Annotated in this window: 12 protein-coding genes; 10 read left to right on the top strand and 2 right to left on the bottom strand. The window is 40.4% G+C overall.

Annotated elements, in window-relative coordinates:
• The first annotated feature begins 8 nt into the window (after positions 1-8).
• Genes OCV27_RS02940 through OCV27_RS02985 form a run of 10 tightly spaced genes read left to right on the top strand, consistent with a single transcriptional unit; the run spans position 9 to position 9,605 of the window.
• The gene (locus tag OCV27_RS02940) at positions 9-1,472 is read left to right on the top strand and encodes a type II and III secretion system protein family protein (RefSeq protein ID WP_125322616.1); all 1,464 of its coding nucleotides are present in this window, start codon (positions 9-11) and stop codon (positions 1,470-1,472) included.
• Positions 1,473-1,483: 11 nt separating this feature from the next.
• Complete coding sequence (locus OCV27_RS02945; protein ID WP_125322623.1) at positions 1,484-1,750, top strand: hypothetical protein; 267 nt, start codon at positions 1,484-1,486, stop codon at positions 1,748-1,750.
• 20 nt (positions 1,751-1,770) lie between these two features.
• Positions 1,771-3,000 (top strand): pilus assembly protein TadG-related protein, encoded by a 1,230-nt coding sequence (locus OCV27_RS02950; RefSeq protein WP_245986813.1) that lies wholly within the window; start codon positions 1,771-1,773, stop codon positions 2,998-3,000.
• On the top strand, positions 3,000-3,434 hold the full coding sequence (locus tag OCV27_RS02955) for a TadE/TadG family type IV pilus assembly protein (RefSeq protein WP_125322615.1): 435 nt from the start codon (positions 3,000-3,002) through the stop codon (positions 3,432-3,434). The genes OCV27_RS02950 and OCV27_RS02955 overlap by 1 nt, the downstream gene beginning before the upstream one ends.
• Positions 3,431-3,916, top strand: a complete 486-nt coding sequence (locus OCV27_RS02960) for a TadE family protein (RefSeq protein WP_125322614.1) — start codon at positions 3,431-3,433, stop codon at positions 3,914-3,916. Before OCV27_RS02955 ends, OCV27_RS02960 begins: the two co-directional genes overlap by 4 nt.
• A gap of 10 nt (positions 3,917-3,926) precedes the next feature.
• Positions 3,927-5,150 carry a CpaE/TadZ family protein gene (locus OCV27_RS02965; protein WP_125322613.1) on the top strand — a complete coding sequence of 408 codons (1,224 nt, stop codon included), beginning with the start codon at positions 3,927-3,929 and terminating at the stop codon, positions 5,148-5,150.
• Positions 5,151-5,172: 22 nt separating this feature from the next.
• Positions 5,173-6,645: a TadA family conjugal transfer-associated ATPase gene (locus OCV27_RS02970; RefSeq protein ID WP_125322612.1), complete on the top strand. Its 1,473-nt coding sequence runs from the start codon at positions 5,173-5,175 to the stop codon at positions 6,643-6,645.
• 11 nt (positions 6,646-6,656) lie between these two features.
• Complete coding sequence (locus OCV27_RS02975) at positions 6,657-7,625, top strand: type II secretion system F family protein (protein ID WP_125322611.1); 969 nt, start codon at positions 6,657-6,659, stop codon at positions 7,623-7,625.
• 1 nt (position 7,626) lies between these two features.
• Positions 7,627-8,574, top strand: a complete 948-nt coding sequence (locus OCV27_RS02980) for a type II secretion system F family protein (protein WP_125322610.1) — start codon at positions 7,627-7,629, stop codon at positions 8,572-8,574.
• Between the two features lie 14 nt (positions 8,575-8,588).
• The gene (locus OCV27_RS02985) at positions 8,589-9,605 is read left to right on the top strand and encodes a tetratricopeptide repeat protein (RefSeq protein ID WP_125322609.1); all 1,017 of its coding nucleotides are present in this window, start codon (positions 8,589-8,591) and stop codon (positions 9,603-9,605) included.
• 28 nt (positions 9,606-9,633) lie between these two features.
• Here OCV27_RS02985 and chrA read toward each other — a convergent pair whose 3' ends face one another.
• Together chrA and OCV27_RS02995 are read right to left on the bottom strand one after the other, a co-directional pair.
• Positions 9,634-10,770 carry a chromate efflux transporter gene (gene chrA, locus OCV27_RS02990; RefSeq protein ID WP_125322608.1) on the bottom strand — a complete coding sequence of 379 codons (1,137 nt, stop codon included), beginning with the start codon at positions 10,768-10,770 and terminating at the stop codon, positions 9,634-9,636.
• Between the two features lie 116 nt (positions 10,771-10,886).
• Positions 10,887-11,969, bottom strand: coding sequence for a phosphatase PAP2 family protein (locus OCV27_RS02995; protein ID WP_185759819.1), 1,083 nt, complete (start codon positions 11,967-11,969; stop codon positions 10,887-10,889).
• Positions 11,970-12,206: the final 237 nt, after the last annotated feature.

Below are 12,206 nucleotides of genomic sequence, written 5' to 3' on the forward strand. Positions count from 1 at the left end.
GGTCAAGTATGCGAATTTTAATCACCATTATTTCATTATTATTTTTCCAGGTTGAGGTTTCCTTTGCAGCTGCTCAGTCAGGAAAGGCAGTGTTGGTTCCTCATCATAAATCTACGCATGTCACTTTAGCGGGGAAAGCCAAGCGTGTATCACTTGGTGATCCTGAAGTTTTGGATATTGTGATGCTTAAATCTGATGAAGTTTTTCTGATTGGTAAAAAACTTGGTTCGACAAACCTTATGGCTTGGGATAGCCGTGGTCGTTTGATTGAGTCGATAAATATTGAAGTTACTCATGACCTTAACAGTCTTAAAGCAAAATTATATGAATTCTTACCTGATGAAGAGATTAAAGTCCATAGTGCACAAAATCGTTTGATATTAAGTGGAATAATTAGTAGTCAATCAGCGATGAATATTGCTTTGAGAGTAGCGGAGACTTATGCCGCAGGTGAGCAAGTAGATAAAGAGACGACTTCTTTGAGTGAACAGACAGATAAGACTGGAGTTATTAACCTTATGAGTATTGGAGGGGCACAGCAAGTGATGTTGGAAGTCACGGTTGCCGAGGTCCAAAGAAGTTTAGTCAGAAAGTTTGATGCAAATTTTCACTTCTTCCAAAAAAGTGGTGATATTTCATGGGGAGGCACATCAGCAGGAGCATCTTTGCCGACGACAGCAACCGCAGTTTCTCCAGTTTTTACCTCTCCATCAATCGATAGCACCGGATTGCTAGGATCATTTATTGACAGCAATACTTTATTTTCTTTTGCTCTGGATATTGCTAAGCAAAATGGTACAGCAAAAGTATTAGCTGAACCTAACCTAACAGCTCTCAGTGGTGTGAAAGCTGAGTTTTTAGCTGGTGGAGAGTTCCCGATTCCAGTTCCGGATGACGATGGCATCACAATTGAGTACAAAGAGTATGGTGTAGGATTGAAGTTTATTCCTACGGTTCTGAGTGATAAGAAAATTAACCTTAACTTAGCGATTGATGTTAGTGAAATTGCCAATACTTCATCACTAACCTTGTCACTTAGCGGAACTAACTCTACGTATAATATTCCGCCAATAACGAGGCGAAGTGCCTCTTCGACTTTGGAACTTGCCGATGGCCAAACTATTGGTATTGCGGGGCTTATTAGTGAAAATGTCAGGGATGTAGTTTCTGAGATGCCAGGGTTTAGTGATATTCCTATTATTGGCCAGATGTTTAATAGTCAAGAGTATATTTCGGGTGAAACTGAATTGGTGATTTTGGTTACACCAAGGCTAGCAAAGCCTGTTGATAGAAATAAAGTGTCTCTTCCTACCGACTCATTTATCGAGCCCAGTGATTTTGAATATTACTTATTGGGACGAGGTGCTTACATCGCTCCAGATAACCAGCGTCAGAAAGGTTATTTAGAAGAGGCGAGTATTATGGATCACTCAAAAGGTGGAACCGAAGGTACTTTTGGACATAGCTTATAGAGGCAGCGATGATGAATATTAAACAGTTAATTCTAAGTACTTTCTGCTTTTCTATATTGCTTGGGGGGTGTGTGAACCATGCAGAAAACTTGGGTGGTCATGTCCTTACACTAAGGGCTGAACAAACCTATAACTTAAATGCGACCAGAGATAACATGGCGATAATTCCTACAGGTAGTGGTGAAAGGATGGAAGGTGTAAACCAAGTCTATACCGGAAAACAGGATACAGACTTAGAAGGCACCGATAGTCAATTTGTTACAGAGGGGAAAAATTAACCGCTCTTAAGGATAGTATTATGACCAGTTCAAGGCAATGTCGGAGAATGCCAAATCGACAGAAAGGCTTAGTGTTAGTAATGGTCACAGCTGCGATGCTTTCATTGATAGGTATTGCAGCTTTATCAATTGATGTTAGCCATGCCGTTCTCAATAAAACACGGTTGCAGAACAGTGTCGATGCCGCAGCGTTAGCTGCAGCTGTGGTTTTGGATGGTCAGGGAAGCAACACGGATGCAACTGGTGCCGTTAACAGTACTTTGACTAATATGGCAGGAGCAACGGGCAATGATGAAATGGACTTTTCATCTGCTAGTGTGTCAGTTGAATACTCTAACGATCCAAGCATTTTTCCACAAGCTGGCTACAATTCCAGTCTCGATACTTTTGTTCGAGTGACGATTAGTTCTTACCCACTAGATAACTTTTTTGCTCATTTATTCGGCGTTAATAAACAACTTAGAGTGAGTGCTGTTGCTGGTCCAAGTACTGCAGCCATTGATGTTAATGTAGTACCAATGGCTGTATGTGAAGGGAGTGAGCCTGGCGTCAATGGTTATACTCCTGGCAATTTATACCCACTGAAAGTAGCGGATCAGAAGTTAAGCTCTATGGGCAGCGGCAATTTTCAGTTGCTTGATTTTGGTTCTGGTTCTAGCACGGTTCGGCAAGCTTTGGCTGGTGATTATGTGGGTAGTGTTGCTATCGGGGATACGGTCATAACCAAACCTGGAAACTCAGTTGGTCCAGTAGGTCAAGGGCTTAATACCCGCTTTGGTGTCTATAGTGGTGGTGGTTTATCTGCCAATGATTTCCCCCCCGATATTTATGTAAAAGAGCCAGCTAGCACAGCGAGCATGGATAAAGATGGTAATATTGTTTATTCAGACACTAGTGGTACTGGTGGAACACCATGGGGATATGAAGATTATATAGCTGCGCTTCCTGATTGTACCGGTGATGCAGATTGCACAGCTTCATCAGGTGGTCAACATGGCCGAAGGACAATTTCAGTACCGGTTGTAGACTGTTCGAGTGCCAGTGGTGGTACTAGCTCTTTTACTGTCACAGGCCTAGGTTGTTTTTTTATTCTCCAGCAAGCACCTACTACTAATGGAAGTAAAGACCCTATTGTGGGTGAATATCTTGAGAGCTGTTCGGCTGGAGGAGGAAATCCAGGTCAAAACTCATCTGATGATGGTCCTTATACAATCGTTTTGTATAAAGATCCGAGTGGGGAGGAGTCGTGATGTTTTCTATTAGAATCAAACGTAAACAAACGGGACTTGCAGCAGTTGAAATGTTGATTGCAGTTCCAGTATTGATGATGATTTTGATGGCTATCACTGAATTTGGTAATGCATTTATACAATACACGACACTTAATAAAATGGCACAAAGTGGTGTTCGCTATGCGACTTCCGGTGTAACAGGAACTGCCAGCTATGACCAAATAGCGGATGTCGATGAAATAAAGAACATGGTGGTATATGGCCATACAGGCTCTGGTGCTTCTTCTTTATTATCGGGGATAACCACATCACATGTTTCCATCAATCATGCCAGTGGTTACGTCACAATCACTATCAATCATAATTACACCCCTATTATTTCTGGCTTTAGCTCATCTGTTAATTTTAACGTTCCGCTCAATGTTTCAGCGATGATGAGGACTGCGCCATGAAACGGCAAAAAGGCCTGAGTATTATTGAATTTACTCTAGTGTCTACGACATTACTGTTGCTGATATTTGCTGTTATTGAAGTGGGTCGGTATATATATTCTTTACAGGTGGTAAATGATATGACTCGAGTAGCTGCTAGATTGGCAGTAGTATGCCGAGTTGAAGATAGAAATGATATTCCTGCATTATCACTATCTACTAATGCTCCCGTTGGTTTTTCAGCGGCAAATTTAACCATTGAATATTTGGATGCTTCAGGAAATGTTATTACAGGAACTCTGACAGATGATGATGTTTTTTCTACAATTGAGTATGTAAGAGCAAAAGTAGTTGATTTTGAATATCAATTTACTGGGCTACTCAGTTTTGTCAGCTTAACTGGAATGTTAGCGGTACCTGAATTTGAAACAACGCGCCCCCGGGAGAACTTAGGTCGTCACAGAGAAACGTCGACCAATCCCGATAATAGTACGGATTGCTAAGAGAGGGTTTATGGGAGAGGCAGTTAAGCTATCACCAAATGGAGAGTGCCCTATTCGACTTAAAACCAGTTTAACAGTCTGGGTTTTTTATTCGTCGGATACATTTAAGGTGCATATTAGCCAACAATTGTCTAAGTGCCAGAGTATCAGTTTTGAGATGATTGCATTTCATGGTTTAGTGGTTAGTAATCTTGTACATTTCACCCCACCTGATCTCATTTTTGTTGAAACAGGACCTAACTGGGCACAAAAGATCGTTGAACTGCAGCAGTTTGATGCTCCTGAATCTCATGATGCTGGTCACGATGCATCTTTGATAGTGTTCGGTAATGAGAGTGACAACGGGGCTTTGAAAATTGCGTTGCGTATTGGAGCAACGGATTTTATTTCTGATAAGGCTATGCTAGATGAATTTGCCCCTCTTTTAAAAAATGTCGCAGAAGAGAAAGTAGAAAATCGCCATCTTGGAGAACTATTAGTTTTTATGAACACTAAAGGTGGGGTCGGTGCTTCAATGATTGCTTTAAATACGGCGATTACTCTTGCAAGACATAATCCTAACGAAGTACTTCTTTTAGACCTTGATATGCAATTTGGTGTAATCGAAGATTATCTCAATATTAATGGAACATATGGCTTAGCTGATGCAATCGCTAATGTAGCCGATCTAGATGAAGTGTCTTTGGGTAGTCTGGTGACAAAGCACGACTCAGGTCTTCATACTATTGGATTCAAGAGAGACAATAGTCAAGATAATTTTGAGAAAGCGCAACATATGAATAAGCTGATTCCAGTTCTTCGAGAGCGCTATCCCTATGTAGTTGTCGATATGTCCAGAGGCTTGGACCGTATTTTTTCATCGGTTATTTCTCCTGCAACAAAGATATTTTTAATTACTCAACAAAACCTTGTTGCGCTAAAAAACACGACACAATTAATGAAGCTACTGACTTTTGAATTTGGTGTAGCGAAAGAGCATATGGAGGTTGTTGTTAATAGATACGAAAGTCGTCAGTCAATCAAGTTAAAGGATGTTGAAGATACAGTTGGACATGTTCAAGTTCATACCATCCCTAACGATTTTAAAATTGCTTTGGAAAGTGCCAATTTAGGTCGGCCTTACATCCAAGCAAAACAGAATAGCTCGATTGCTAAATCAGTGAAAAAGTTGGCCGCTTCATTATTGCCTGACCAAGAAGAGCAAAAAAGGTGGTTTAAAAAGCTGTTTTCTTAATTATGACAAAAAGGGACTTTATATGCTTTTTAAGCGCAAAAACATCAACTCTGATCTACAACAAAAAGTCGCGGAAATAGAACAACAGAAGAGTACTACTCAAGATGAAGCTATCCCCAATATTGTTCAAGAGCCTAAAAATCAAGGTACAGAAACGCTTCAAGAGCGAAGAAAGCTCGAAGCTGAGGCGAAAGAGCATGCAGTTGAGGAAGCCAAGAGACAACTTGAGCAAGAATTGTCAGTAAAACACTATTATCATCAAAGGCTACTTGAAACTCTTGACTTGGGACTTTTGGCAAGTTTTGAGTTGGATAGAGCAAAGAAAGAGCTTCATGATGCTATCGTACAACTTATGGCTGAAGATAAAACCCATGCGTTAGGTGCAGAAGGGCGCAAGCATGTTATTCAGCAGATTGAAGATGAGGTATTTGGTTTGGGGCCTTTAGAGCCATTGCTCAATGATGCTTCTGTCTCTGATATATTGGTTAATGGTCCCAAGCATGTGTTTGTCGAGCGGCGAGGTAAACTAGAGCTTACTCCTTATACCTTTCTTGACGAGCGGCATTTACGCAATATTCTCGATAGAATTGTTAGCCAAGTTGGGCGAAGAATTGATGAAGCTTCACCTATGGTAGATGCAAGATTAACTGATGGTTCACGTGTAAATGCGATTATTCCGCCATTAGCCCTTGATGGCTCTTCGGTCTCAATCCGGCGTTTTGCTGTTGAAAAGCTAAATATGGATAACCTCCTTAATTTTAATTCCCTCTCTCCAGAAATGGCTAAGTTTATAGAAGCAGCGGTAACGGGGGCAATGAATGTACTTATTTCTGGAGGTACAGGTTCTGGAAAAACTACCACGCTCAATATTTTCTCCAACTTTATTCCATCAGATGATCGCATTGTGACGATAGAAGATTCAGCCGAGTTACAATTACAACAGCCTCATGTTGTTAGGCTAGAAACCCGCCCCGCTAACCTTGAAGGTAAAGGTGAGATTACTCAGAGAGATTTGGTAAAGAATGCGTTGCGTATGCGCCCGGATCGTATTGTTCTTGGTGAGGTGAGGGGGTCAGAAGCGGTTGATATGCTGGCTGCTATGAATACGGGTCACGATGGCTCTTTGGCAACTATTCATGCTAATACGCCAAGAGATGCATTATCGCGGGTTGAAAACATGTTTGCTATGGCTGGGTGGAATATGTCAGCTAAAAATTTGAGATCTCAAATAGCATCAGCGATCCATCTGGTGGTGCAAATGGAACGCCAGGAAGATGGTAAACGTCGTATGGTGAGTATTTGTGAGATAAATGGCATGGAGGGAGAAATCATCACTATGTCTGAAATTTTTAGATTTCATCGCAAAGGAATGGATGAAGAAGGTAATGTTATTGGTAGGTTTACTGCTACAGGGGTAGTACCTCAATGCCATGATCAGCTAGCAAAAAAAGGGTTACACATACCATTTGATATTTTCAACGAGTCATTTTTATAGGGAGGCTAGGCATGTTACAAGACTCCACATTATTTATTATTTTACTCTTCTTTGCGGTCGTTTTTATTTCGCAAGCGTTGATTCTTCCAGCTGCGGGAAGCAAAGCAAAACATAAAGAACTTTCTGAGCGTTTAAAGGAGTCTCAGTCTCGATTAGATGAAGAAGCGCGTTCTCTGCTACAGGAGCATTACTTAAAAAGTTTAACGCCCGTCGACAGAAAACTCGTCAAAGTACCGGCATTATCATCGTTGAAAAAGATGATTGAGCTGTCTGGATACGATTGGAGCTTATCTCAAACTTTGCTAGTCACTATCATTTTATCTGTTTGCGCACTTTTTATCGTGTTACTTATCGGTCAACCTTTCTATGTTGGCTTAGCCTCGATAGTGGGGGTATGGAGCTGTTTGTATTTTTGGCTTAATAAAAAAATTTCAGATCGACTGGCAGCATTTGAAGAACAGTTACCCGAGGCTCTCGATATTATGCGGCGTATGCTTCAAGCTGGACAGCCTGTAACTCAAGCCTTTAATGAAGTTGGCATTGAGATGCCTGATCCAATCGGTGTTGAATTTAAAAATACCTTTAATCTACTTAATTATGGTTATGATATGAGAATGGCCATTATGCAGATGGCAGAACGAACACCAACCGTTTCGATGCTAGCTTTCTCCAGTGCAGTAATACTGCAAAAAGAAACGGGGGGAAATTTATCTGAAAATCTTGAAAAAGTATCACAGGTGCTAAGGTCAAGGTTTAAATTACAAAGAAAGATCAAAACGTTATCGGCTGAAAGTCGTTTATCAGCTTGGATATTAGTACTTTCCCCTTTCATATTATTTGTTTTCCTCAGTTTTATTAATCCAGCTTACGTAGAGCCTCTTTATACTGATCCAAGAGGGATGACGTTAGTCAGTGGGGGCGTGTTCAGCTTGTTTATTGGCTCAATGTGGATTCGTAACATCATTAACTTTGAGGTCTAGTATGGAGTATTTACTTAGTCAGTTTGCCGCTTATAATCTTGACGAAGAGACCTTGTTACTCGGTGTTATCTTAGTTGCTACGATATTAATAGTATTTACCTTATCGCTACTTTTTGTAGGCTCAAAATCTCCTATACGCTCTAGGTTGGAGCAAATGAAAAATGCGAACAGCGCTAATAGATTGAAAAAAAATCGTAAGTTTGATCATACATTAGAGTCGCTAGCGCCTATGATGAAAAGCTCAAATTCGAAAGAAAGTGAGAGTATTAGGCATAAGCTAATGCACGCTGGCTATCATGACGCTGATGCGCTGACCGTATTTTATGCTTTTAAAGGTATCTCTTTAGTTTTGGGTCTGGCTTTAGCTGCTGCGTTATATTTTCTGTTTCCAGAAATGTCGATGTTAAATTTAGTCATGGTAGTGGGCGTAGGTGCTGGCTTGTATGCGCCAAATATTATGCTAAATTATCAAGTAGATAAGCGTCAAAAGAAAATCCGTGGTGGTATTGCGGATGCTTTGGATTTACTTGTGGTATGTACTGAGTCTGGGTTAGGTTTCAATGCTGCCTTAAGGCGAGTGGCTGACGAAATTAATATATCTCATCCGGACTTTGCTGATGAGCTAGATACAGTGTGTGTAAAGATTAATGCAGGGGTTGAAATGTCTGATGCATTTGATGATTTAATCGATCGCACAGGGCTGACGGAGATTGCAGGTTTGGTCACTATGCTTGCTCATGCATCGCGTATTGGAGGCAGCTTATCTCAGACTTTACGTGAGTATACGGAAGATTATAGAGACAAGCGAAATCAAGAAGTTGAGGAAATTGCGGCCAAAATACCCACTAAGATGATTTTTCCATTATTGTTATTTATCTGGCCATGTTTCTTTATTGTGGCGATCGGCCCATCGATGTTGCTGTTTACTTCGAGTTTAGGAAACGGATAACTAAGGACCCCGTTATGAAAGGACTTCATTTTACCTCGTTATCTTTAATTGTAATGCTTTTGACTGCTTGTGCATCCAATCAACCTAGTGTAGATACTTCGCTGTATGATGGTAAACCCATTGATACTTTATCTTCTGAGGACCCTCCCAAAACAGAACAGGAAGCAATTTCGCGAGGAGATGCCGCACTGAGTAGTGGCAATAGTGATTTGGCTTTGTACGAATATATTCGCTCGATGTCTTTTGAAAATGGTGAATACAAAGATCGTGCCCTTTATAATATTGGCCGTATCCACCAGTCGAGAGGAAACCTTACTCTTGCTGAGAAAGCGTTTTTAATGGGTGTTGAGACGAACCCAGACAATATTAAAGTGTTGGAGCAGTTAGGCACTATATACAGTAAAATGGGCGATTTGGAGTTGGGTAAGAGTTACTTTTATCGAGCGATTAACGCAGATCAATTACGATTGAGCACTAATACCAGTATTAGTTATAAGGATCAGTTAGAACCAGAGCAAATTGTAAAGTTGCAGGTTGATAAGTATTCTCCAGAATACGCATATATGGGTCTAGGAGTGATTGCGGATGTAGACTCTGAGCACAAGCTAGCGCAAGCTTTTTATAAACAAGCCTTGAGTATAAAACCTGATTCTATAAAGACCTTAATTAATGTTAGTTATTCATTTTATATGTCCGGCGAATACAGAAAAGCTCAACGTTTTGTTCTGCAGGCATTGAAAAAAAAACCAAATGATGAAAAAGCACTCAATAACCTTGCTTTGATTTATTTAGGTAAAGGGGAAATCACTCGAGCGGTTAATGTGTTTTCAAGACACATGGAAAAGCCGGAAGCGCTCAATAATGTTGGGTATTTCCTTATATTGCAAGGTAAGCCCGATCAAGCCATTCCATACTTACAGCAAGCGATTGATAGTAAAACTTCATACTATAAGGTAGCGAATGAAAACCTAGAGCGAGCACTGGCCTTGGTACGTGAGCAAACATCGGCAGGTATTTCTGCTAGAGAGTAACTCAGCCAGTAGCTGAAGTGGCTCATTGTTAGACTCTAAGTATACCGATGAGAATAAAGCTACTGACTATCCATATGATGGGCAATTTTAATTCTTTGAGCAGATAGAAACCAATAAGAACAAATACCAAGTCGGAAGAGTTAATTACGGCACTAGTAAAAACGGGTTGATAGAGTGCCGCTAAAAGCAATCCGACGACGGCGGCATTAACTCCATTCAAAGCCCCAGACACTTTCGGAGTTTTGGCAAGGCATTGCCACTGTTTTAAAACACCAAGCAATAGCAGAAATCCGGGCAGAAAAACACCTAATGTCGCTACCAAGGCGCCAATAATAGGTGATTGTGGCATTAGCTGATAGCCAATGTAGGTTGCAAAAGTAAACATCGGACCAGGCACAGCTTGCGCGGCGGCATAGCCAGTAAGAAAAGCATCCTGAGATATCTGTTCCCCAACTATGTTCTGTAGTAACGGTAGCACTACATGCCCGCCACCAAAGACTAAACTCCCAGCTTGAAAAAAATCATTAAACAAGTTTAAAATTGGTATGTCTGATATCAGCAATGGCAGAGCGATGAGCAAAAAACAGAAGATTACTATAGGCCAAGCAGTAGGGTGAAAGTTATTACCAGAGCTTAATTCATTTGAACGCAAGTATTTGGCGCCAATAATCGCAGCAAGAATCAATACTATCACTTGCGAGAAAATACTTGGCACTATCAGTAGCGTCGCAGCAGTCACTAAGCATAAACTCACCGTTAGTCTCTGTTTACAGAAGCTTTTATACATTCCCCATGTGGCATCGGCAACTACGACTACGGCTAAAAGCTTCAGACCATGAACAATACTCTGAAATAAAGGGCTTTGGTTCAACTGGCTGCTAAGCAGAGCAAGGCCTAGCATGAGGATTATAGAGGGTAGAGTAAAGCCTATAAACGCCATTATAGCGCCGAATAAACCTCCTTGTTTGTACCCTATGGCAAAGCCAACTTGACTAGAGCCTGGCCCAGGTAAAAACTGGCTTAGCGCCACTAGCTGAGTATATTCCTTGTCATCTAACCATTTGAGATTGTTAACAAAAGTATGCCGAAAATAGCCTATATGGGCAGCTGGGCCACCAAAGCTTATCCAGCCGAGCCAGAAAAAGGTTTTAAAAATAGAAAACATGCTTTACTTGCCAAATTATTAATCGTTTACCTAACGCAAAAACATTACAGCAGAATGATGACAATTTAATGATCTTATCGTCATCAATAAAGATAAAATGGTGTAACTGTGAGGGATTATACCTTATTGGATTGGCCAAAGTGGTTTTGTATCCAGCCAATTCCTTTCCATAAACATACGGTAAATATGGCACTAAAATAACCGTCGACCGCATAATGCCAAGCGAGGTGTACAGAGCCTATTTGAATAGTAATAGCATATAACCACATTACTAATCCTAATCTTTTATTATAACGATAAGCAGCAAGAGCCATTAACACTGCGATGGAAACATGCATGCTCGGCATAGCTGAAATGCCTCCACCTATGGACTGTTGTTGACTAATATGCATTTGCCATAGTGTATCTTGAACATCAAGTACCCACACTCGAAACCAGCCAAGTTGGGTTAATTCATGATTCTGTTCAATGAGTCTTTGCATCAGCGGTTGGTAGTAAAGTGCATCAGGGTCAAGTAAATGCAGGTAACATGGACCTGCTGCGGATAGAGCAATAGCGCCGAGTCCTCCAATCAATAGCCAGCTAGAAAGGAAAGTGAGCAGGAATTGAACTCTTAACTGAATCAAATCTCGCCGGACGATAAAAAACAATATCGCCCCCCATTTTAACAAAAACCATAGATGATACAGAATGTTCAATATGCTGGTTGCTATCGCGCTACTAAAAATGTAGTGCGTAATTTGCCAAGGCGTATAGCCCAAATGTAGCCATTGATCGAGTTGGTGAAATAATCGATCATATTGAAAAGGGTTGATCTGTGGGATAAGGGGCTTAATAAAGGTGTAGCTGGAAAAGGTAAAGTTTAAAGCAAGTATTAAGAATATAAAACTCAAGGCTTTGTGTGAGGGATTGATACTACTTTTGATTGCTTTGACAAAGTGGTGTAACGGGTGAGGCGTTCTATTATAAGCAAGGAACAGATAAAACCCTGTTGCCCAGATAAGAAAGGATATGTAGCAAACTTGAATTAGCATATCAAGATAGATAAAAGGATCAAATTTTAACGACTGGTTATCGAGAAACATACTCGAAAGTAGGTACACCAGTAGGGTCGTGATCAGCACATAAATATACAGGATGCGATCCTGATAAAAGGCGATTTTAAGCTGCTGCCATTGTGGCCGGTAAGTTATCTGCATTATTGGCTGTATAACCTAATAAAATCATTGTTTCCTATAGTAATAGTAGTGTATTAAAAAAGAGAACTTTCAATATATTCAACTGGATATCATGTTCCCTAATACTAATTTGGTTATTATTCACTCAATTGATAACACTCAATGTGATATAAATAAATGCGCATATTGTCATTTGTTTTTTTATTCTTAATATCACTCTATTATTCATCGGTTTTTTGTGTAATGAATCAAATAATA

The sequence above is a fragment of the Vibrio pectenicida genome (assembly GCA_024347015.1).
Taxonomy (GTDB): domain Bacteria; phylum Pseudomonadota; class Gammaproteobacteria; order Enterobacterales; family Vibrionaceae; genus Vibrio; species Vibrio pectenicida.

What these genes read in the sequence shown, in the direction of transcription:
- OCV27_RS02940 (WP_125322616.1), top strand. Translation starts at nt 9, where the DNA reads ATGCGAATTTTAATCACCATTATTTCATTATTATTTTTCCAGGTTGAG.
- OCV27_RS02945 (WP_125322623.1), top strand. Translation starts at nt 1,484, where the DNA reads ATGAATATTAAACAGTTAATTCTAAGTACTTTCTGCTTTTCTATATTG.
- OCV27_RS02950 (WP_245986813.1), top strand. Translation starts at nt 1,771, where the DNA reads ATGACCAGTTCAAGGCAATGTCGGAGAATGCCAAATCGACAGAAAGGC.
- OCV27_RS02955 (WP_125322615.1), top strand. Translation starts at nt 3,000, where the DNA reads ATGTTTTCTATTAGAATCAAACGTAAACAAACGGGACTTGCAGCAGTT.
- OCV27_RS02960 (WP_125322614.1), top strand. Translation starts at nt 3,431, where the DNA reads ATGAAACGGCAAAAAGGCCTGAGTATTATTGAATTTACTCTAGTGTCT.
- OCV27_RS02965 (WP_125322613.1), top strand. Translation starts at nt 3,927, where the DNA reads ATGGGAGAGGCAGTTAAGCTATCACCAAATGGAGAGTGCCCTATTCGA.
- OCV27_RS02970 (WP_125322612.1), top strand. Translation starts at nt 5,173, where the DNA reads ATGCTTTTTAAGCGCAAAAACATCAACTCTGATCTACAACAAAAAGTC.
- OCV27_RS02975 (WP_125322611.1), top strand. Translation starts at nt 6,657, where the DNA reads ATGTTACAAGACTCCACATTATTTATTATTTTACTCTTCTTTGCGGTC.
- OCV27_RS02980 (WP_125322610.1), top strand. Translation starts at nt 7,627, where the DNA reads ATGGAGTATTTACTTAGTCAGTTTGCCGCTTATAATCTTGACGAAGAG.
- OCV27_RS02985 (WP_125322609.1), top strand. Translation starts at nt 8,589, where the DNA reads ATGAAAGGACTTCATTTTACCTCGTTATCTTTAATTGTAATGCTTTTG.
- chrA (WP_125322608.1), bottom strand. Translation starts at nt 10,770, where the DNA reads ATGTTTTCTATTTTTAAAACCTTTTTCTGGCTCGGCTGGATAAGCTTT.
- OCV27_RS02995 (WP_185759819.1), bottom strand. Translation starts at nt 11,969, where the DNA reads ATGCAGATAACTTACCGGCCACAATGGCAGCAGCTTAAAATCGCCTTT.